The sequence below is a fragment of the Curtobacterium sp. MCBD17_040 genome (assembly GCF_003234805.2).
Classification (GTDB): domain Bacteria; phylum Actinomycetota; class Actinomycetes; order Actinomycetales; family Microbacteriaceae; genus Curtobacterium.
In genome coordinates this window covers 1,942,178-1,963,511 of the sequence record NZ_CP126273.1, presented here as the reverse complement: position 1 = coordinate 1,963,511, position 21,334 = coordinate 1,942,178, and the positions used below count along the sequence as shown (strand labels likewise).

General features: G+C 73.3%; 18 protein-coding genes and 1 tRNA gene. 10 read left to right on the top strand and 9 right to left on the bottom strand.

Going from position 1 to position 21,334, the window contains the following annotated elements; genetic code table 11:
- Positions 1 to 4 precede the first annotated feature (4 nt).
- The 5 genes from DEI94_RS09230 to DEI94_RS09210 all read right to left on the bottom strand — a co-directional run bounded on the left by DEI94_RS09230 (position 5) and on the right by DEI94_RS09210 (position 5,884).
- Positions 5 to 832, bottom strand: coding sequence for an SDR family NAD(P)-dependent oxidoreductase (locus DEI94_RS09230; protein ID WP_111025678.1), 828 nt, complete (start codon positions 830 to 832; stop codon positions 5 to 7).
- 19 nt (positions 833 to 851) lie between these two features.
- Positions 852 to 2,252 (bottom strand): dihydrolipoyl dehydrogenase family protein, encoded by a 1,401-nt coding sequence (locus DEI94_RS09225; RefSeq protein ID WP_111025677.1) that lies wholly within the window; start codon positions 2,250 to 2,252, stop codon positions 852 to 854.
- A gap of 64 nt (positions 2,253 to 2,316) precedes the next feature.
- A complete protein-coding gene (locus DEI94_RS09220) occupies positions 2,317 to 3,138 on the bottom strand; it encodes an arginase family protein (protein ID WP_111009214.1) in 822 nt (273 codons plus the stop codon).
- Positions 3,139 to 3,191: 53 nt separating this feature from the next.
- A complete protein-coding gene (locus DEI94_RS09215) occupies positions 3,192 to 3,905 on the bottom strand; it encodes a PspA/IM30 family protein (protein ID WP_111009213.1) in 714 nt (237 codons plus the stop codon).
- Between the two features lie 65 nt (positions 3,906 to 3,970).
- Positions 3,971 to 5,884, bottom strand: coding sequence for a TPM domain-containing protein (locus DEI94_RS09210; RefSeq protein WP_284183703.1), 1,914 nt, complete (start codon positions 5,882 to 5,884; stop codon positions 3,971 to 3,973).
- Between the two features lie 245 nt (positions 5,885 to 6,129).
- Between DEI94_RS09210 and DEI94_RS09205 the strand changes: the two genes are divergently transcribed.
- Positions 6,130 to 6,333, top strand: a complete 204-nt coding sequence (locus DEI94_RS09205; protein ID WP_111013770.1) for a hypothetical protein — start codon at positions 6,130 to 6,132, stop codon at positions 6,331 to 6,333.
- 172 nt (positions 6,334 to 6,505) lie between these two features.
- Here the strand turns inward: DEI94_RS09205 and DEI94_RS09200 are convergent, their stop codons facing one another.
- Both DEI94_RS09200 and DEI94_RS09195 read right to left on the bottom strand, forming a co-directional pair.
- Entirely contained in the window at positions 6,506 to 7,528 is a 1,023-nt protein-coding gene (locus tag DEI94_RS09200) for a Gfo/Idh/MocA family protein (protein WP_111025675.1), read from the bottom strand.
- A 9-nt stretch (positions 7,529 to 7,537) separates the two neighbouring features.
- Positions 7,538 to 8,008 carry a MarR family winged helix-turn-helix transcriptional regulator gene (locus DEI94_RS09195; protein WP_111025674.1) on the bottom strand — a complete coding sequence of 157 codons (471 nt, stop codon included), beginning with the start codon at positions 8,006 to 8,008 and terminating at the stop codon, positions 7,538 to 7,540.
- 86 nt (positions 8,009 to 8,094) lie between these two features.
- Here DEI94_RS09195 and DEI94_RS09190 point away from each other — a divergent pair, with 86 nt between their 5' ends.
- A complete protein-coding gene (locus DEI94_RS09190; RefSeq protein ID WP_258377930.1) occupies positions 8,095 to 9,057 on the top strand; it encodes a quinone oxidoreductase family protein in 963 nt (320 codons plus the stop codon).
- Between the two features lie 41 nt (positions 9,058 to 9,098).
- Here the strand turns inward: DEI94_RS09190 and DEI94_RS09185 are convergent.
- Together DEI94_RS09185 and DEI94_RS09180 are read right to left on the bottom strand one after the other, a co-directional pair.
- Positions 9,099 to 9,173, bottom strand: a tRNA-Arg gene (locus tag DEI94_RS09185).
- A 219-nt stretch (positions 9,174 to 9,392) separates the two neighbouring features.
- Positions 9,393 to 9,995: a hypothetical protein gene (locus DEI94_RS09180; RefSeq protein WP_111025673.1), complete on the bottom strand. Its 603-nt coding sequence runs from the start codon at positions 9,993 to 9,995 to the stop codon at positions 9,393 to 9,395.
- A gap of 115 nt (positions 9,996 to 10,110) precedes the next feature.
- On the opposite strand from DEI94_RS09180, the gene argS reads away from it, so the two are divergent.
- The 8 genes from argS to prfA all read left to right on the top strand — a co-directional run bounded on the left by argS (position 10,111) and on the right by prfA (position 21,305).
- Entirely contained in the window at positions 10,111 to 11,775 is a 1,665-nt protein-coding gene (argS, locus tag DEI94_RS09175) for an arginine--tRNA ligase (RefSeq protein WP_111025672.1), read from the top strand.
- Positions 11,776 to 11,778: 3 nt separating this feature from the next.
- Complete coding sequence (locus tag DEI94_RS09170; RefSeq protein ID WP_111025671.1) at positions 11,779 to 12,555, top strand: hypothetical protein; 777 nt, start codon at positions 11,779 to 11,781, stop codon at positions 12,553 to 12,555.
- A gap of 117 nt (positions 12,556 to 12,672) precedes the next feature.
- A complete protein-coding gene (locus DEI94_RS09165) occupies positions 12,673 to 14,223 on the top strand; it encodes a diaminopimelate decarboxylase family protein (protein WP_111025670.1) in 1,551 nt (516 codons plus the stop codon).
- Positions 14,224 to 14,264: 41 nt separating this feature from the next.
- Positions 14,265 to 15,596, top strand: coding sequence for a homoserine dehydrogenase (locus DEI94_RS09160; protein ID WP_111009205.1), 1,332 nt, complete (start codon positions 14,265 to 14,267; stop codon positions 15,594 to 15,596).
- Positions 15,596 to 16,678, top strand: a complete 1,083-nt coding sequence (thrC, locus tag DEI94_RS09155; protein WP_111025669.1) for a threonine synthase — start codon at positions 15,596 to 15,598, stop codon at positions 16,676 to 16,678. The genes DEI94_RS09160 and thrC overlap by 1 nt, the downstream gene beginning before the upstream one ends.
- Positions 16,675 to 17,703 carry a homoserine kinase gene (thrB, locus tag DEI94_RS09150; RefSeq protein ID WP_111025668.1) on the top strand — a complete coding sequence of 343 codons (1,029 nt, stop codon included), beginning with the start codon at positions 16,675 to 16,677 and terminating at the stop codon, positions 17,701 to 17,703. Before thrC ends, thrB begins: the two co-directional genes overlap by 4 nt.
- A 176-nt stretch (positions 17,704 to 17,879) precedes the next feature.
- Complete coding sequence (gene rho / locus DEI94_RS09145; RefSeq protein WP_111025667.1) at positions 17,880 to 20,219, top strand: transcription termination factor Rho; 2,340 nt, start codon at positions 17,880 to 17,882, stop codon at positions 20,217 to 20,219.
- Between the two features lie 3 nt (positions 20,220 to 20,222).
- On the top strand, positions 20,223 to 21,305 hold the full coding sequence (prfA, locus tag DEI94_RS09140; protein WP_111025666.1) for a peptide chain release factor 1: 1,083 nt from the start codon (positions 20,223 to 20,225) through the stop codon (positions 21,303 to 21,305).
- Positions 21,306 to 21,334: the final 29 nt, after the last annotated feature.

The window sequence follows — 21,334 nt, the reverse complement described above, 5'->3', positions numbered from 1 at the left end:
CGCCTCAGTTCCAGCCGGGTACCACGGCCGCGAGTCGCTCCCAGAGCGCGGCACCCACGCGGTCGTCCCGGGCCTCGCGGGACAGCGTCCCGGCGTTGAGCCCGTCGAGGTACGTGCCGGGCCGCTCCTCGACCACGTCGTCGCCGGCGAGCCGGACGAGTCCGACCGCACCCGCCTCCGGCGAGAGACCGTAGTTCCCACCCGTCGCGAACGACATGAGCCGCATCGAGGCGGAGTCGGCCCCGAAGCCCGTCGCGACGAGCCCCGGGTGGTACGAGTACGCCGGGACGCCGGTGCGCTGGGTCCACTGCCGGGTCAGGAGGACGGCTGCGAGCTTGGCGGTGCCGTACGCGCGCCAGCCGCCGAACCAGGGTCGCCGCGCGCCGTCGAGGTCGTCGAGCACCACGTGCCCGAAGCGGTGCGCGAGGCTCGCGGTGACCACCATCCGGCCGTCCTGTGCCGCGGTGAGCACGTCCGCGAGTGCGTTCGCGAGCACGAACGGCGCGATCACGTTGCGCTGCAGCGTCGTCTCGAACCCGTCGACGGTCCGCGAGCGGTGGGACACGAGGCCGCCGGCGTTGTTGACGAGGGTGTCGAGGTCCGGGACCTCCCGCCGCAGGTCCGCCGCGAGGCTGTGCACGGCCTCCAGGCGGTCGAGGTCCGCGACGAACCGCGGTATCCCGAGTTCGTCGGCGATCCGGGCCGTGCGATCCGGGTCGCGCCCGACGACGACGACGCGATGGCCGTCGGCGACGAGGGCGCGCGCCGCGGCGGCACCGATGCCGGAGCTGGCGCCGGTGAGGGCGATGGTACGGGGGTGGTCGGTCCGCATGGCGTCGTCTCCGTTCCGACTACGGTCGGCCGAGGGTCTCGAGCAGTCGGAGCCAGATCTCACTCATCGTCGGGTACGCCGGGACCGCGTGCCAGAGCCGGTCGATCGGGACCTCCCCGACCACGGCGACCGTCGCGGCCTGCAGCATCTCGGCGACGTCCTGCCCCACGAACGTGACGCCGACGAGCACATGGCGGTCCTCGTCGACGACGGCCTTCGCCCGTCCGGTGTAGCCGTCCGCCTGCAGCGCCGAGCCGGCGACGGCACCGAGGTCGTACTCGACCGCGCGGACGTTCAGGCCCTGCTGCCGGGCGGCCGCCTCGGTCAGTCCGACGCTCGCGACCTCCGGGTCGGTGAACGTGACCTGGGGGACCGCGGCGTGGTCGGCGGTCGCGACGTGCGCGCCCCACGGAGCGGTCTGGAGGGGCGTCCCCTGGAATCGGGCGGCGATCGCCTCGCCCGCGGCCCGGGCCTGGTACTTGCCCTGGTGCGTGAGGAGCGCGCGGTGGTTGACGTCACCGACGCCGTACAGCCAGTCGGTCCCGTGCACGAGCATCGTGTCGTCGACGTCGAGCCACGCGCCGGGGGTCAGGCCCACCGTCTCGAGGCCGAGCTCCGCGGTGTGCGCGGTCCGTCCGGTCGCCACGAGGACCTCGCTCGTGACGAGCGTCAAGCCGTCCTCGAACGTGGCGGTGACGAGCCCGTGCTCGTCGCGATCCACCCGGACGGGCGTCGCGCCGATGCGGACGTCGACTCCGAGCTCGCGGAGTGCGTCGGTGACCATCTCGCCCGCGAATGGCTCCATCGCACCGAGGAGGCCGCCGCGGGCCACGAGGGTCACGGTGGTGCCGAACGACGCGTACGCGGTGGCGAGTTCGCAGCCGGCGACCCCGCCGCCGATGACGAGCAAGCTGTCCGGCGCTGACTGGGCGCTCGTGGCCTCGCGGGTGCCCCACGGCGCCGCGTCGGCGAGCCCCGGGATGTCGGGGAGCTGCGGGAGGGAGCCCGTGGCGACGGCGACGGCGGCACGCGCCCGGTGCTCGACGCCGTCGACCTCGATGGTGCGCGGTCCGGTGATGCGGGCGTGGCCGCGGATGAGGGCGATGTCGGCCGAGTCGAGCCACGACACCTGGCTGTCGTCCTGCCAGTTGCTCGTGAACCCGTTGCGGCGCGCGAACGTGGCCGCGGGGTCGACCGTCCCGGTGACGGCCTCCGCCGCGCCGCCGAGCCGCTGGGCGGCGCGGACCGCGTGCCCGCTGCGGAGGAGTGCCTTGGACGGCATGCAGGCCCAGTACGAGCACTCACCCCCGACGAGTTCCGCTTCGACGATGGCGGTGGACAGGCCACGCTTGTGGGCGTAGTCCGCCACGTTCTCGCCGACCGCGCCGGCGCCGATCACGATGAGGTCGTAGTCCGTCATGCCGCTGAGCGTACGCGAGACGGGGCGCTCCGCTCCGGGCGGGCTCCCGGCTGGTGCGGACGGGTCAGGAGATGCGTGCGGCGGCGGACAACGCCCCGACGACCCGGAGGATCACACCGAGGTCGTCGACGGCGCGGTCGGGATCCACCGGCGCGAAGCCGGTCAGCGCGGCGCCCACGAGGCGTGGGCCGTCCGTCGCGGCGGCGATGAGGTCGACGAGCGTCCCCCCGCCCAGACCGAACGGCACGGGTTCGAGCAGGCCGTCCACCTCGGACGGGTCGAGGACGTCGAGGTCGACGTGCACGAAGACGCTGTCGGCCCCGGTGGCCGCGACAGCCGCGCGGAGGGAGGCCGTGTCGGTGTCGTCCGCGTCGAGGGCGCGCACGTCGGCACGGGCGAGCGCCGCACGTTCGACGTCGTCGAGGCCGCGGGTGCCCGCGATGACGACCATCGGCGCGGCGAACGTCACCGCCTCCGGGAACAGGTCGTCGGGGCGGTCGACCAGCAGGCGGACCGCGGCGGTCTCGGCGGCGACGGGCTGCGCGCGGTTCAGGGGCCGGAACCCGCTCGACCCGGACAGGCGGACCAGGGCGGTGGTCGGCGTGCACACGGCGGTCGCGCCGAGCACCACGGCGCCGTCCCCACCGATCGTGAGGACCGGCTCGGTGGCCACCCGGACCTCTTCGCTCACCGCCTCGGCGACGGAGCGGACCGCGGTGTAGCGGGCGACGGCCGTCTCGAGCCGGTCGCCGGCGCCCGCCGGGACCGGAACGGTCGTGGTGGCCGACCGTGGGAGGTCCGCGGCGATCGCGCTCGCGCCGTCGGCGAGTCGCATCGCGCGGGACGACGCCGAACCCTGCCACTGACCGACCACGAGGAACTGCACGTCCCCATCCTGTCAGTTCGGTCCGGCGTCGTCGCCGAGCGGGGCGGTGCGGCTCAGTGTCCGTTCTTCAGGGCCGCCAGTCGCGCCTCGACCTCGGCGTCCTTGCCGAGGTCGTCGAGGCTCTGGAACTGCGCGTCGAGGCTCGAGGCCTGGAGCTCCTGCTGCCCGAGCACCCGGGCCTCCTCGCGGCGGATCTTGTCCTCGAACCGGGCGAGATCGCTCGTCGGGTCCATGACGTCGATGCTGCCGATGGCCTCGTTGACGCGCGACTGCGCCTCGGCGGTCTTCTGCCGCGCGACGAGCTGGTCGCGCTTCGCCTTGAGGTCGACCAGCTTCTGCTTGAGCTGCTCGAGTCCGGACTTGAGCCGATCGACGACCTCGGTCTGCGCGGCGATCTGCGGTTCGGCGTCCTTCGCCTCCTGCTCGCTCCTGATCTGCCGACCGAGCGCGATCTTGGCCAGGTCGTCGAACTTGTCAGCGTCCGCGGTCTTGCCCTCGGCGCGGTAGCGGTCCGCTGCGGCACTCGCGCTCGCTGCCTTCTGGCCCCAGTCGGCGGCGGCGGCGACGTCCTCCGCGTGGTCCTGCTCGAGGAGACGGAGGTTCCCGATCGTCTGGGCGATCGCACTCTCGGCGTCGGCGATGTTGTTCGTGAAGTCGCGGACGAGCTGGTCGAGCGCCAGCCTGGGGTCCTCCGCGTTGTCGATGATCGCGTTGATGTTCGCCTTCGCGAGCTGCGCGATCCGTCCGAAGATGGTCTGCTTCGCCATGGTCGTGTCCTTTCTGGTGGTGGTGTCGTCACTGGCCCCGGAACGCCCGTGCGTCCGGTTGGTCATCAGAACCGGCCGCCGCCGGAGAAGCCGCCGCCGCCTCCGCCGCCGAAGCCCCCGCCGCGACCGCCGAACATGCCGCCGAGCACGAGCCCGGTCACGAGCCCGCCGAGCTGCGCGCCGTTCGAGCCGCCGCCGCCCGGCCAACCGCCCATGTCCTGGTCGGCCTCGTCCATCGCCGCGGCGGCGTACTGCTCGGCGGCGCGCGCTGCGCGGATCGCCGTGTCGGGGTCGGAGGTGGCGGCGCGCACGGCGTCGTCGAAGGCGCGCTCGGCCTCGGACAGGCGGGTCCGGGCGCGGGGGCCGATGCCGCCACGCCGCATCGAGATGAAGTCCCGTGCCTGGTCGATCCGGGCCCGAGCGTCACGGAGTGCGGCGTCGAGCGCGGCCGCGGCCCGCTGGCGGCGTTCCTCGCGCGACCGGGCGGCAGCGAGCGCGGTGTCGATGGCGGCGTTGACCTGCGTGAGGCGGTCGAGCGCACTGATCGGATCGCGGGGGTCGAGGTCTTGGCGGAGCACGGTCGCGGCGCGCGCGACGGCGGTCGTGACGTCCGGACCGGGGTCGCGGAGCGATCGACCGGCTGCGACGTCGGCCTCGACATCGGCACGGAGGGCCTCGACACGACCGGCGGTCTCGTCGAAGGTCCGGGGTGCGCTCGCGACGGCCCCGGCGAGCTGGGCGACCTGGGCGAGGGCGTGCTGCGCGTCGCGGACGGCGATCACCGCCTGACCACGGTCGCCGCTCGCGATGGCGTCCGTCGCGGCGCGTGCGCGCTCGTCCGCGTACGCGAGGACGTCGCGTGCTTGGTCGACGTTGCCGTCGACCGTCGCGATGGTGCGTCCGGTCCACCGGCCGCGCAGCGTGGTGAGCGTGGCGTCCGCGTCGGCGACCTGCCGTCTCGCCGTGGGCAGCGCGGCGGCCACCTGGGCCGCGTTCGCCTCGACGCCGTCCTCCAGTGCGCGCAGCGCGTCGAACGCCGCCGTCTGCTCGGCGAGCTCCCCGTGCACGCGGGAGCAGATCTCGACGATGCGCCGCGACCACGCGGCACGGTCGGCGGGGGAGTCCGGGACCTCGTCGTCGAGCTGCTGGCGGAGCGTGAAGGCCTCGCGCACCGCGCGTCGGGCGCGGTCGAGTGCTGCGGTGAACGGTGCGGCGGCGTCGGTGCCGAACTGTGCGACCGCGAACCCGACCTCTTGGTCGGCGCTGCGGATCTCGTCGTCGATGGTGACGAGGGCCACACCGGCACGACGCTCGAGGGCGGCGAGGTCCGCGGCCTCGGCAGCGGCGGCACGGGCAGCGCGGCGGTGGTTCCGGGCCCGGATGACGAGCACGAGGACGACGAGACCGACCACGACCACCGCGAGCACGACCCAGAGCCACGTCAGGTCGGGCGGTGCCTGGGTGGCCGCCAGTCCCTGCGCGAACGCGGTCGCGGCGCCGTCCCAATCGTCGGCGCGCAGTCTCGGGACGAGGTCGTCGTCGGTGGCCGTCCGGACGTCGTCCTTCGAGAGGGTCGTGGACGTGTCCGACTGCGTGACGTTGTACACGCGATCGTCGACCGCGACGGAGAGCAGCACGCTGTCGGTGTCGAGCTGGTTCCGTTCGAGCGTCGCGCGTCCCCACGCCGCCTGGTCGGACGGGTCCGTGAACCGCGGCACGTAGACCACGAACAGCCGGGTGTGGGTCTGGTCGTAGAGGTCGTCGAGCGCTTTCCGGACCCGGTGCTCCTGGGCGGTGCTCAGGGCGTTCGCGTCGTCGACGACGTAGGCGCCGCCGAGGTCGACCGGTGCGGTGGCCGATGCGCCGGCGGCCGGCCCGAGGACGGTGAGCGCCGCGAGCAGCACGGTGACGAGCCCGGCGGCCCGACGAGCGTACGGGTGTCGTCCTCGTCGTGTGCTGCCGTCGCGGGTTCCGCGCATCCGTCCTCCTCGTGCCGCGGGCGGTGGGCCGCAGGACCCTGGGACCCCGGAGTCTAGCGAGCCGCACCGCGGGGTGGCCGTGTCGCCGGGCGGTCGGTGGACCGCGTCCGCGCGGGGTGGCGTTCGTACCCCGTCGGGGCGCGTCGCTCCTCCCGCGGGTCCCGGGCAGGACGTCCGGGTCCGGCGTCCATGTCCCCCGAGTTGGGAGTAGCATGGACCGGCATCGGCGACGAAGGGAGCGGGCAATGGAGCGAGCGACCAGGACAGAAGTCGTCCCCCTCGAGGACGGGTTCCACAGGGTGTCGACACCGGCGAGCGGTGTCATCGGGTTCGTGCGCGAGCGCGACGGGCGGTACGAGGTCCTCCGAGGACGGGTGCGTCAGGCCACGCGGTCCGAGGGGATGTACTCCACCATGAACGTCGCGCTCATCGCCCTGACCCACGCCTGATCGGGCTGACCCACGCCTGATCGGGCTGACCCACGCCTGATCGGGCTGACCCACGCCTGATCAGCAGCCCCGTCGTCGTCGGCCCGCCCCGCTTCGTGCGGTGGTGGGCCGACGCCGTCCGGGCCCGTCGTCACGGGCATCGGCGCGGGCGACGGTGTGGCGCGCGGCGGGATCACGTGCGCGCGAGCGCGACCTGTCGTCGGACCTCGTCGAGTGTGCGCATGAGCGTGATCGAGTCGTCGAGTGAGTGGACGGGGGAATCCGTGCGGCCCTCGGTGGCCCACGCCGCCAGGGCGACGGCCTGCCAGACGAGTCCCTGCCGGCCGCGGAGGCCCGAGCGGTCGCGCCAGGCGTGCACGGTGTCCCCGAGGCGGAGCGTGAACGCGGCCGGGAACACGAAGTGCTCGGTGAACCGGACCTTGCCCTCGGTGCCCGCGATGGTCGGGAGCCCGTCGGTCGAGGCGAGCATGGTGGTCGTCACCGACGCCTGAGCGCCGGTCGCACCGGTCAGCACGGCGACGGACTGGAGGTCCACCCCGCTTCGGCTGGTCCGTCCCGTCGCGTCGATGCGCACCGGTGCCCCCGTCGCGAACTGTGCGAACCACAGGCCGTACACGCCCGCGTCGAGCAGCGCGCCGCCGCCGAGCGCCGGGTCCGTGATGCGGTCGAGGCCGCCGAGGTCGTGCGGCCAGCCGACGTCGACGAGCGCGAGGTGGACCTCGCCGAGGTCGCCACGGTCGATACAGGCCCGGAGGACGGCCGACTGCGGCAGGTACCGCGTCCACATCGCCTCCATCGCGAGCACCCCTGCCCCTCGTGCGGCGTCCGCGACCCGGACGGCGTCTGCGGCGGAGGTCGTGAACGGCTTCTCGACGAGCACGTGCTTGCCGGCGCGGATCGCGAGGAGTGCCTGTTCGGCGTGGTGCACGTGCGGGGTCGCCACGTAGACGACGTCCACCTCGGGGTCGCCGACGAGGTCCTCGTACGAGGTGTGGGCCCGGGGCACGCCGTGCCGGTCGGCGAAGGCCGCAGCCCGGTCACGCGATCGTGATCCGACGGCGACGACGCGCTGGTCGGTGGCCGCGTGCAGGGCGGCGGTGAAGTCGTTCGCGATCTCCCCGGGCCCGATCACGCCCCACCGGAGGGCGGGGCCGCCGCGGAGCGGAGGGACGTCGGGCTCGGGGAACGTGAACACGTGCCGAGCCTAGGGACGCGGTGCGGTCGGCACCAGCTCGACGCCGGTCGTCTCGGCCCGAGCGGCGAGCACCCGCGTGGCGAGCCTTCGGAGTGCGTCGCGGTCGTCCCGTCCGAGCGGAGCGACGATGTTCTCGACCTCCTGATCGAAGGCCGCCGTGACGCGGTCGACGACGTCGCGTCCGGCGGTGGTGAGTCGCACGTGGGCCATGCGTCGGTCCTCCCGGGACGGCACGCGCTGGACCAGGCCGCGCCGCTCCGCTCGGTCGACGAGTCCGGTCACGCTCGACTTGTCGAGGTCGAGCAGGGTCGCGAGTTCTCGCATGCCCGGTTCCCGGTCGCGGAGCACGCCGAGCAGGCGGGTCTGCACGAGCGACAGATCGTCGGCGTCCGCGGTGCGGGCGAGCGTGTTCTGGACGAGGAACGACAGCTGCGCGAGTGCGTCGACGATCCCGAGGTCGGGGTCCGGAGCAGTGGTCACACGGACATCGTACTTGTGGTGGTACGTGGCACCAACTAAAGTCGTTGGTGCCACGTACCAAATCGGTGTGGCGCGAGGAGGAACCGATGCCCACCATGCACGCAGCCGTCGTCACCGCGTTCGGCGAGCCACCCCGGAGCGGTGCGGTCCCGGTCCCCGAGCCGCGCTCCGGCCACGAGGAACTCGTCGACGTGGTCGCCGTCGGCCTCCATCCGCGCACCCGCTCGGGTGCGGCGGGTGCCCACTACACGAGCACCGGCGTCCTGCCGATGGTCCCCGGCGTCGACGCCGTCGGACGGCGTGCGGACGGGGCGCTCGTGTACTTCGTCGCGGACGACGACGTGATCGGGACGATGGCCGAGCGAGCCGTCGTCGACCGTCGTCGCTCCGTCGTCCTGCCGGACGGCATCGACCCGCTCCGCGTCGCCGCCACCATGAACCCCGCGATGTCGTCGTGGGTGGCGCTCCGCCGCCGCGTCCCCGTCCGCCCGGGACAGTCCGTCCTCGTGCTCGGCGCCACCGGCAGCGCGGGCTCAATGGCGGTCCGCATCGCGAAGCACCTCGGCGCGGGGCGGGTCGTCGCGGCGGGTCGGGACCGGCGTCGCCTCGACGCCCTCGCCGAGGTCGGCGCCGACAGCCTCGTGCAGCTCGGGGTACCGGCCGCCGACAGCGCGCTCGGTGCGGCGGCCGCCGACGTCGACATCGTGCTCGACTACCTCTGGGGCGCGCCGACCGAACAGGCGATCCGCGCCGTCCTCACCGCCAGGAGGGACCGGAGCGTCGCGCTCCACTGGATCCAGATCGGGTCCGTGGCCGGTCCCGACATCACGCTGCCGTCGGCCGTGCTCCGCGGCGCCGACCTCCGGCTGCTCGGCAACGGGCAGGGTGCCGTCTCGCCGGCGGGCTACCTGGCCGAGCTGCCGTCCCTCGTCGCAGAGATCGACGCGGGCGGCATCGTGGTCGAGCCCGTTCCCGTCGCGCTCGGCGAGATCGAGCAGGCGTGGGGTCGGGACGAGGAGCCTGGGCAGCGGATCGTGGTCGTGCCGTGAACGACGGACGGCCCTGAGCGACGGACGGCCTGAGCGACCGATGGTGCCCCCAGGAGGATTCGAACCTCCGCCCCTGCCTCCGGAGGGCAGTGCTCTATCCCCTGAGCTATGGGGGCCCGGGGTGCTCCCACCGTAGCAGGTCCCACGACCGCTCCCGGACACCGGTGACGCTGCCCGGGCAGCGGATGGACGACCCGCTCCGATCCGTCGCCCGCTGCTCGCCGTCGTCGACGTCAGCGCCGGGGTCGGGCCACCGCTGCGCGCCACGAGGCGGTCGACGGACTGCCCCCTGCCCGGCCCCGGAGGGCACGGGCCACATCGGCCTCTGAACCGCGCTACCCGGCCTGCGGCGTCGCGGACGCGCTCGCCGTGGCGGACGAGAGGGCCGCGCGGACCGCGTCGACGACCGGCTGCGCGTCGCCCGGCTCACCGAACACCGTCGACTCCACGTGGATCCAGTACGGATCCGTGAACGCATCGGCCCGCCCCATGCCCTTCCGCGCCTCGAAGTAGCCCTCGACGGTGTACGTCGGCACGCTGTTGCTGTCCTCGTACAGGGTGTCCTTGAGCTTCGTCAGGGTCGACTCGGGCAGCGAGGCGACCGCCAGCGTCAGACGAGCGCCGCCGCTGGCGTCCCGCCAGGTGCAGACGTCCCCGCGCTCGGCCGCGATGCCGGCCGCCGTGCTGCCGTGCGCCGGTGTCGCGTCCGTGTCGAGCGTGAAGGTCCGGCCGTACGTGGCGAGCACCTGCTCGGGCACCAGGGCCGCGCAGGGGACGTCGACGCGGGTGCCGATCGGCGCCGGGGGTGTCGAGGAGGACGTCGTCCCGCTCCGTCCGGCGGAGGACGCGTGGCCACCGGTGCACCCGCTGACGGCGAGCACGCTCGCAGCGGCGATCGCGACCGTGGTGATCGCCCGGACGAGGGTGCGGGAGGTCATCGGACCATGATGACGCACCCCGTCCCCGACGCGCGAACCCCGCTCGCAGCGCGGCGCGCACGAGCCGTCGCCGCGGCGCGGACCGTGCGACGACGCCCCGGTAGACTCGACCGCCGTGACCCCAGCCGAACTCTCCGCCGCGTACCTGTCGATCCTCGCCGGGATCGTCGAGCGACGGGGCGCCGCCGACACCCTCGTGGTGGGGGAGTCCCACGCGGCCCTCGAGCGCCCCCGCAACCGGGCACACGGTGACTGGTCCTCGAACGCAGCCATGCAGCTCGCCAAGCGCCTCGGGACGAACCCGCGTGAGCTGGCCACCGAGATCGCCGGGGAGCTCACCGAGCTCGACGGCGTCGACGCGGTGGACGTCGCCGGCCCCGGCTTCATCAACATCACGCTCGAGGCCGCCGCCGCCGGAGCGATCGCGCGGACCATCGTCGAGGAGGGCGGTGCGTTCGGGCGCGGCGACCTCTACGACGGCGTCCGGATCGACCTCGAGTTCGTCTCCGCGAACCCGACCGGCCCGATCCACATGGGCGGCGTCCGGTGGGCCGCGGTCGGCGACAGCCTCGCGCGCGTGTTCACGGCGCAGGGCGGGCTCGTCACCCGCGAGTACTACTTCAACGACCACGGCGGCCAGATCGACCGCTTCGCCCGCAGCCTGCTCGCGAGCGCCCTCGGCGAGCCCACCCCCGAGGACGGCTACGGCGGTGCCTACATCACCGAGATCGCCGCCCGGGTCCTCGCCACCTTCGACGGCGACGTCGCCGACCTCCCGCGGGACGAGGCGCAGGAGCTCTTCCGGCGCGAGGGCGTCGAGTTCATGTTCGCCGACATCAAGGCGTCCCTGCACGACTTCGGCGTCGACTTCGACGTCTACTTCCACGAGAACTCGCTACACGAGTCGAAGGCCGTCGAGCGCGCCATCGCCCGCCTCCGCGAACTCGGGCACATGTACGAGGCAGACGGCGCCCTGTGGCTCCGCACGACCACGTTCGGTGACGACCGCGACCGCGTCGTGATCAAGTCCGACGGCGAGCCCGCGTACATCGCGGGCGACATCGCGTACTACCTCGACAAGCGCGAACGCGGGTTCGAGCGGAACCTCATCATGCTCGGCGCCGACCACCACGGCTACATCGGCCGGATGATGGCGATGTGCGCCGCCTTCGGCGACGAACCCGGCGTCAACCTCGAGATCCTCATCGGCCAGCTCGTCAACCTGCTCAAGGACGGCGAGCCCGTGCGCATGTCGAAGCGGGCCGGCAACGTCGTCACGATGGAGGACCTCGTCGACGCGGTCGGCGTCGACGCCGCCCGGTACGCCCTCGTCCGCTTCGCATCCGACACGGCGATCGACATCGACCTCGACCTCCTCGTCAAGCGCACGAACGACAACCCGGTGTTCTACGTCCAGTACGCCCACGCCCGGACGTGCGCCGTGGACCGCAACGCCGCGGCGAGCGGCGTGGACCGGTCGGTCTTCGACGGCTCGCTGCTCACCCACGAGACCGAGAGCGCACTGCTCGGCGCGCTCGCCGAGTTCCCGCGCGTCGTGCGCCAGGCGGCGGAACTCCGGGAGCCGCACCGCGTCGCCCGGTACGTCGAGCAGCTGGCCGGTCTGTACCACCGCTGGTACGACGCCTGCCGCGTGACGCCGCTCGGCGACGAACCCGTGACGGACCTGCACCGGACGCGCCTCTGGCTCAACGACGCCACGGGGCAGGTCGTCCGCAACGGCCTGACGATGCTCGGGGTCACCGCACCCGAGCGGATGTAGCGCGTGTCGGCAGCGACGGCGACCGCCGGCGGCGCTCGGGGCCGGCGCCGCGGGCGCCGCGTCGTCGTCGTCCTGGTCGTCCTCGTGCTGGTCCTCGCCGTCCTGGCGGTCGTCGCCGAGCTCGTCCTGCGGCACGTCGTCGACCGGACGATCGCCGACCGGGTCGAGTCGTCCCTCCCGTCCGGCACGGCCGGCCACGTCGTCGCCGACGCGCACGGCGTGGTCATCCCGCAGCTCGTCGCCGGGCGACTCGACGACGTCGACGTCACGACGCACGACCTGACCGTGCGCGGCGTCCCGCTCGCGGTCGACGCCACGGTGCACGACGTGCCCGTGCGGGGGACGGGACGGACGGGTCGCGCCGACGGCACGGTGCGTCTCACCGCGTCCGCGGTGCGGCAGGCCGGCGTGCTCGACCAGGTGGCGGGGGACGTCCGTCTCCGCGACGGCGGCGTCGCGTACGCCGGGCGCACGCGCTTCCTGGGCACCGACATCCGGTACCAGGTCACGGCCGCGGTCGCCGCAGCGGCGAGCGGACGGGGCGTGACGATCACCCCACACCAGGTGCGCGTCACGAACAGCGCGCTCGGCATCGACGTCGGCGGCCGCATCCCCGGCGTCTCCGGGACGCCGGTCGACGTGTGCACGGCCCGGTACCTCCCGGCCGCGCTGCGTCTGCGGTCGATCGCGATCACGGCCTCGGCCGCCACGATCCGCATCGACGCCGCGCACGTGCCGCTGTCGGACGACGCGCTCCGCACGACCGGGTCGTGCTCCTGATCCCACGGGTCGGCCCGTCATGACGCCCCGCGTCCACCCGGCCGGGAGGTCCGGCGCGGCTCGGTAGGCTGGACCGGCCCGGTGGTCCCGGGCCCCGTACCACCCCGGAAGGCCCCCGTGACCGGCAACCCCCTCGCCCCCGCACGTCTGTCCGTCCCCGACGACCCGAACGCCCTGGTCGCCCGCATCTGGCCGGCCTCGGCGACACGGACGGACGACGGTGACCTCGTCGTCGGCGGGGTCACCGCGTCCGATCTCGTGGCGCGCCACGGTTCTCCCCTGTACGTCGTCGACGCCTCCGACGTCCGCGCCCGGGCGGCGCGCGTGCGTGACGCGTTCGAGGACGCCTTCGCCCGCGTGGGTTCGACGGCGCACGTCTACTACGCCGGGAAGGCCTTCCTGACGACCCAGGTCGCCGCGTGGATGGCCGAGGCCGGCCTCCGCGTGGACGTCTGCACGGGCGGTGAGCTCGCCGTGGCGCTCGCGGGCGGCGTCGATCCCGGACGGCTCGGGTTCCACGGCAACGACAAGTCCGACGCCGAGATCGAGCGTGCCGTCGAGGTCGGACTCGGCACGATCGTGCTCGACAGCGTCGAGGAGATCGGCCGCGTCGCGCGGATCGCCGAGCGAGCAGGAGTGGTCCAGCGCGTCCGCATCCGGATCAACAGCGGCGTGCACGCCTCGACGCACGAGTACCTCGCCACCGCTCGCGAGGACCAGAAGTTCGGCATCCCCCTGACCGAGGCGGTCGCCGCGGGCCGGGCGGTCCGGGCGGAGCCGGCGTTGGCGTTCGTCGGGCTCCACTCGCACATCGGGTCGCAGATCTTCGACGAGGGCGGGTTCCGCGAGGCCGCCCGTCGCCTCGTCGAGGTCCACGCCGCCCTCGCCGCCGAGGGGCCCGTGCCGGAGCTCAACCTCGGTGGTGGCTGGGGCATCGACTACACCGAGTCGGACCGGGCGTTCGAGCCGGAGGACATCGCCGAGGCCCTCGCACGGATCATCGCGGACGCCTGCGCGGCACGGGACGTCCCCGTGCCGGTCGTCGCCGTCGAACCCGGGCGGTACATCGTCGGGCCGCCCGGCATCACGCTCTACCGCGTCGGTACCGTCAAGCCCGTCGAACTCGCATTCGACGCCTCGACCGCTGCACCGGGCGACGGGTCCGGAGCGGAGGACCCGGTGCGTGCCGAGGAGGCGCCGCACGGGCCGGTCGAGACCGCCGAGCACCGTCCCCTCGGACCGACCGCCGTCCGGACGTACGTGAGCGTCGACGGGGGCATGAGCGACAACGCGCGGCCCGCGCTCTACGACGCGGACTACACGGCCCGGCTCGCCCGCACCTCCGACGCCGCCCCGGTCCTCGTGCGCGTCGTCGGCAAGCACTGCGAGAGCGGCGACGTCGTGGTGCGGGACGACTACCTGCCGGGTGACGTCCACCGGGGTGACCTGCTCGCGGTGGCGGCAACCGGCGCCTACTGCTGGAGCCTCTCGAGCAACTACAACCACGTGGCGCGCCCGGCGGTGGTGGCGGTGGCCGACGGCGTCGCCCGTATCCTCGTGCGGGGCGAAACGGTCGACGACCTGCTCGCCCGCGACGCCGGCCTCGTCCCGAGCGGCGGCGCCTTCGGCGGCCCGACCGCCCACGGCGTCCGCGGCGACGCATCCTGACCACCGTCCGCGCCCGACCCGCACGAGGTACACGAACCCCCATGATCGAATACCGCAACGTCCGCGTCGCGCTCCTCGGGGCCGGCTCCGTCGGCGCCCAGGTGGCGCGACTCCTGCTCGAGCACGGCGACGAGCTCGCGTCACGGGCGGGAGCGGGGCTCGAACTCGTCGGGATCGCGGTCCGCGACGTGGACGCGCCCCGTGACGTCGACCTGCCGCGGTCGCTGTACACGACGGACGCCGAGTCGCTCATCCTCGGCGCGGACATCGTCGTCGAGCTCATCGGCGGCATCGAACCGGCCCGGACCCTCGTGCTGCAGGCACTCGGTTCCGGCGCCGACGTCGTCACCGGCAACAAGGCGTTGCTCGCGACCCACGGGCCCGAGCTCTTCACGGCCGCCGAGCAGGTGGGCGCACAGCTCTACTACGAAGCGGCGGTCGCGGGGGCCATCCCGATCATCCGGCCGCTGCACGACTCGCTCGCCGGGGACCGCATCGACCGCATCATGGGCATCGTCAACGGCACGACGAACTTCATCCTCGACCGGATGGACCGCGAGGGCGAGAGCTTCGAGGACGCCCTCGCCACCGCCACCCGGCTCGGCTACGCGGAGGCCGACCCCACGGCGGACGTCGAGGGCTACGACGCGGCCCAGAAGGCCGCGATCCTGGCGTCCCTGGCCTTCCACACCACCGTGCCGCTGGCCGCCGTGCACCGCGAGGGCATCACCAGCGTCACGATCGAGCAGGTCCGCGCGGCCCGCAAGGCCGGCTACGTGGTCAAGATCCTCGCGCTGTGCGAGCGCCTGACCGACGCGGACGGCCGCGAGGGCGTGAGCGCACGCGTGTACCCGGCGCTCGTGCCCGAGGGGCACCCCCTGGCAGCCGTGCACGGCCCGAAGAACGCCGTCTTCGTCGAGGCCGAGGCCGCCGGCGACCTCATGTTCTACGGGGCCGGCGCGGGCGGCGTCGAGACCGCGTCGGCCGTGCTCGGCGACCTCGTGTCGGCGGCACGGCGGCACGTGATCGGCGGACCCGGTGTGGCGGAGTCGACGCAGTCGAACCTGCCGGTGTTCCCGATCGGCGTCGTCTCGACCCGGTACCAGATCACGATGCGCGTCACGGACGCCCCTGGCGTGTTGTCCACCGTGGCGGGGGTCCTCGCGCGGCACTCGGTCAGCGTCGAGACCGTCGAGCAGACCGTGGCCGGGGCTGCCCCGGCGTCGGACGCGGGCACCCCCGGGGCCACCGCTACATTGGTGATCGGCACGCACCGGGCCCGCGAGCACGACCTCGCGGCGACCGTGGTGGCACTCCGAGCCGAACCCGTCGTGGCCGCGGTCACGAGTGTCCTGAGAGTAGAGGGAGCCTGATGGCCCACCAGTGGCAGGGTGTCCTGCGCGAGTACGCCGACCGTCTCGACGTCACGGACGCGACCCCCGTCGTGAGCCTCGGCGAGGGCGGCACCCCGCTCATCCGGGCCCGCGCGCTGTCGGAGCGGACGGGCGCCGACGTGTACGTCAAGTTCGAGGGGATGAACCCGACCGGGTCCTTCAAGGACCGCGGGATGACCATGGCCATCTCGAAGGCCGTCGAGCACGGCGCCGAGGCCGTCATCTGCGCCTCGACGGGCAACACGAGCGCCTCGGCCGCCGCGTACGCCGCACATGCCGGCATCACCGCCGCCGTGCTCGTGCCCGAGGGCAAGATCGCGATGGGCAAGTTGAGCCAGGCCGTCGCGCACGACGCGCAGTTGCTGCAGGTGCAGGGGAACTTCGACGACTGCCTCGACATCGCCCGGGACCTCGCGGCGAACTACCCCGTGCACCTCGTCAACTCGGTCAACAACGACCGCATCGAGGGACAGAAGACCGCCGCGTTCGAGGTCGTCGACGTCCTCGGGGACGCGCCCGACTTCCACTTCCTGCCGGTGGGCAACGCGGGCAACTACACCGCCTACGCGCGCGGCTACCGCGAGGACCTGGCCGCCGGACGGACGACCCGGCTGCCGCGCATGTTCGGTTTCCAGGCGGCAGGCGCCGCGCCGATCGTCCGCGGCGAGGTCGTCAAGCACCCGGAGACCGTCGCGAGCGCGATCCGGATCGGGAACCCGGCCTCCTGGCAGTTCGCGCTGGAGGCCCGCGACGAGACCGACGGACACTTCGGCGCGATCGAGGACGACGCGATCCTCGCCGCGCAGCGGATCCTGTCCACCGAGGTCGGCGTGTTCGTGGAGCCGGCGTCCGCCATCAGCGTCGCCGGACTGCTCCAGCAGGCCGAGGCCGGCGCGGTCCCGCGTGGCGCGCGCGTCGTCCTCACCGTGACCGGCCACGGCCTCAAGGACCCGCAGTGGGCGTTGCGCGGCCCCGAGGGCACCGACGTCACGCCGACGACCGTGCCCGTGGACACCGCGGCCGTGGCGGACGTGCTCGGCCTGGTCGGGGCGCCTCGGTGAGCGCGGACCGCCCCGGACACGATCGGCAGGAGACGCCGTCCGGGTCCGGCGGCGGTCTCCGAACTGCACCGGCCGGACGGACCGTCGTCGTCCGTGTCCCCGCCACCACGGCGAACCTCGGGCCCGGGTTCGACTCGCTCGGGCTCGCCCTGTCGTTGTACGACGAGGTCACGGTCCGGGTGCTGCCCGAGCCGGGGCTCGTCGTGTCGGTGTCGGGCGTCGGCGCCGGCGAGGTACCGGAGGACGAGACGAACCTGGTCGTGCGAGCGGTCCGTCACGGGTTCGCGGCAGCCGGCGTCGAGCAGCCCGGACTCGAACTCCGCGCCACGAACGCGATCCCGCACGGTCGCGGGCTCGGTTCGTCGGCGGCCGCGATCGTCGCCGGGCTCATGGCGGCGCGGGGCCTGCTCGACGGCGTCACCGAGCTCTCCGCGTCCACGATGCTCGCCGTCGCGACCGAGATGGAGGGGCATCCGGACAACGTCGCCCCGGCGCTCTTCGGTGGTCTCACGATCGCGTGGATGACACCCGACGGGCCGGCGTACAAGCGCCTCCTCGTGCACCGCGGGGTGTCACCGGTGGTGTTCGTCCCCACGTCGACGCTCTCGACCAAGCTGGCGAGGAGCCTCCAGCCCGCATCCGTGCCCCATGCCGACGCTGCCTTCAACGTGTCGCGGTCGGCGTTGCTCGTCGCCGCCCTCATCCAGAGCCCGGAGCTGCTGCTCGCGGCGACGGAGGACCGCCTCCACCAGAGCTATCGCGCGAGCGCCATGCCCGAGACCGACGGGCTGATCCGGATGCTCCGCGAGCACGAGCTCGCGGCGGTCGTCAGCGGGGCCGGACCGAGCCTCCTCGTGCTCGGGAGCGACCCGGCGCAGCGCCTCCGGGCGGCCGATCTCGTGGCGCGACACGCGCACACGTCCTGGACGCCGCTCATGCTCGCCGTCGACCTCGGAGGTGCTACAGTGGTGCCGCACCCGGCCCCAGGGGCGAATGTGCCGCTCGTCGTACCCGTCTCGAAGTGATCGCGAACAACCCGATCGCCCGCGTCTGACGTCCTGCGGATCCCCAGGGCCCGGTGCATCGGGAACCATCTCTTTCAGAAGCCGTCTCCCGATCGTCGTCTGAACGGCGGTCGTGGCGTACCCGCGCGGGGGACGGCGAATTTCTCCGCGTTCTGCGGTCCGAAAGGAAATCCATCTTGACCGACGTCACCACCGCTGCGGGCTCCGCGGCGGACACCACAGCCGACCTGCGGGCACTCCGCCTCCCGGAGCTCCAGCGCATCGCCGCCGGCCTCGGCATCGGCAGCCTCTCCAAGCTCCGCAAGGGCGACCTCATCGCCGCGATCGAGGACAAGCGCGCCGAGTCGGCACCGACCGAGGTGCACCCGACGGGCGAGCCCGAGTCGGCCACCGGCAGCGAGGCCGCCGCCGTCTCCGAGACCGCCGCGCCGGCCCGCCACGAGCACCACGACGCGGGCGCCGAGGTCACGGACAGCGCCGACCTCGCCCCGGCCGGTGCCGTCGCCACCGGTCGCGGGCGGTCGCGTCGAGCCACGAGCGGCGGCACGGTCTCGACCGAGCCCACGCCCGCCGGCACCCACGCCAACGCCGGCCACACCGGCACCGAGGACCTCCTCGCCGGACTCGACGCCGTCCGCGCCGAGCGCGACGCCCAGCAGGAGGGCACGCCGCGGCGTCGTCGCCGTGCCACCAGCCAGGACCCGGCCGCTGGGACCGAGGCCCCGACGACGACCGCCCCGGCCGACGCCGGATCCGCGGTGGAGGCCGACACCGCCGACATCGTCGAGCAGGGCGGCACCGGCTCGCCGGACGAGCCGCAGGGCACCGACCGCCAGCCGTCCGAGCAGGCCGGCGCCGACGCTCAGGCCGACGGCCAGGGTGACGGGCAGGGCGAACGCCGCGGTCGCCGTAGCCGTGGTCGTGGGCGCAACCGTGACCGCAACGGCGCAGAGGGCCAGAACGGTGGCGGCCAGAACGGTGGCGGCCAGAACGCCGACGCGCAGAACGGCGGCACGACGGCGGGCCAGAACGGCGCCGGCCAGAACGCGGCCGGCCAGAACGCGGCCGGCCAGAACGGTGGCGGCCAGAACGGTGCCGGCCAGAACGGTGGCGGCCAGAACGGTGCCGGCCGGGGTGCGGAGCAGCAGCAGGGCCGGGGCCAGCAGGAGCAGGCCCGTTCCCAGGGTGACCAGGGGCAGCAGAACGGCCAGCGCGACCAGGCCAAGGGCCAGGGCGGCAACGGTCGCGGCAGCCAGCAGGAGCAGCAGCAGGAGGAGTCCCGCTCCCGACGCCAGCGCGACCGCAAGCGCGGGCGCGGCGGTCAGGGCGACGACTTCGAGCCGGAGATCACCGAGGACGACGTCCTCATCCCGATCGCGGGCATCCTCGACGTCCTCGACAACTACGCGTTCGTGCGGACCACGGGGTACCTCGCCGGGCCGAGCGACGTGTACGTGTCCCTCGGACAGGTGAAGAAGTACCACCTGCGCAAGGGCGACGCCGTCGTGGGCGCGATCAAGCAGCCGCGCGAGAACGACCACCAGGGCCGCCAGAAGTACAACGCGCTCGTCAAGGTCGACTCCGTGAACGGCCAGACGGTCGACGAGGCCGCCGCGCGGGTCGAGTTCGGGGACCTCACCCCGCTCTACCCGCAGGAGCGCCTGCGCCTCGAGACCGAGCCGGGCAAGCTCTCGACCCGGATCATCGACCTCGTGTCGCCGATCGGCAAGGGCCAGCGCGGCCTCATCGTCTCGCCGCCGAAGGCGGGTAAGACGGTCGCGCTGCAGGCCATCGCGAACGCCATCTCGAAGAACAACCCCGAGGTCCACCTCATGGTCGTGCTCGTCGACGAGCGTCCCGAAGAGGTCACCGACATGCAGCGCACGGTCAAGGGCGAGGTCATCGCCTCGACGTTCGACCGTCCCGCCGAGGACCACACGACCGTCGCCGAGCTCGCCATCGAGCGGGCGAAGCGGCTCGTGGAGCTCGGTCACGACGTCGTCGTGCTGCTCGACTCGATCACCCGCCTCGGCCGCGCGTACAACCTCGCGACCCCGGCGTCGGGCCGGATCCTCTCCGGCGGTGTCGACTCGTCGGCGCTGTACCCGCCCAAGCGGTTCTTCGGCGCGGCACGGAACATCGAGAACGGCGGCTCGCTCACCATCCTCGCCACCGCGCTCGTCGAGACGGGGTCGAAGATGGACGAGGTGATCTTCGAGGAGTTCAAGGGCACCGGCAACATGGAGCTCCGGCTGAACCGCCACCTGGCGGACAAGCGGATCTTCCCTGCGGTCGACGTGAACGCGTCGGGCACGCGTCGCGAGGAGATGCTGCTCTCGAACGACGAGGTCAAGATCACCTGGCGGCTCCGTCGGGCGCTCGCCGGTCTCGATCCGCAGCAGGCGCTCGAGATCGTGCTGCGGAACCTGCGTGAGACGCAGTCGAACGTCGAGTTCCTCGTCCAGGTCCAGAAGTCGGTGCCCGCGACGAGCGGCCACAACGGCCACCAGGAGTAACGGGTGTTCGAGTCGGTGGCGGTGCTGCTGGCCGAACACGAGGACCTGACGCGTCAGCTGTCGGATCCCGCCGTCCACGCGGACGCGGCCAGGGCCAAGAAGATCAACCGTCGATACGCGGAGCTCAGCCAGATCACGTCGGCGTACGAGGCGTGGGAGGCGGCGGGGGAGGACCTCGCCGCCGCCCGCGAGCTCGCGCGCGAGGACGACGCGTTCGCCGAGGAGGTCCCCGCGCTCGAGGAGCACCTGCAGGCGACGCAGGAGCGTCTGCGGCGGCTCCTCATCCCGCGCGACCCGGACGACGGCCGTGACGTCATCATGGAGATCAAGGGCGGCGAGGGCGGCGCCGAGAGCGCGCTGTTCGCGGCCGACCTCCTGCGCATGTACACCCACTACGCCGAGTCCAAGGGCTGGAAGACGGAGCTCCTCGAACGCACCGAGTCCGACCTCGGTGGGTTCAAGGACGTCCAGGTGGCGATCAAGTCGAACGCGACGGACCCGTCCCAGGGCGTCTGGGCGCACCTCAAGTACGAGGGCGGCGTGCACCGCGTGCAGCGCGTGCCGGCGACCGAGTCGCAGGGCCGCATCCACACGTCGACGACCGGGGTGCTCGTGTTCCCCGAGGTCGACGAGCCCGAAGAGGTCGAGATCAACCAGAGCGACCTCAAGATCGACGTGTACCGGTCCTCCGGCCCCGGCGGTCAGTCCGTGAACACGACGGACTCCGCGGTCCGCATCACGCACCTGCCGACGGGCATCGTCGTGTCGATGCAGAACGAGAAGTCGCAGCTGCAGAACCGCGAGGCCGCCATGCGCGTCCTCCGCGCGCGGATCCTCGCGCGGCAGCAGGAGGAACTCGACGCCGCGGCCTCCGACGCCCGTCGGTCGCAGATCCGCGGCATGGACCGCTCCGAGCGCATCCGGACGTACAACTTCCCCGAGAACCGGATCGCGGACCACCGCACCGGGTACAAGTCGTACGACCTCGACCGGGTGATGGACGGCGCCCTCGAGCCCGTGATCGAGTCCTGCATCCGCATGGACGAGGAGGCGCGCCTGGCCGACATCGGGGACCAGACGGCGTGAGCACCCCGGGCGGGCGCTCCGACGGGGAG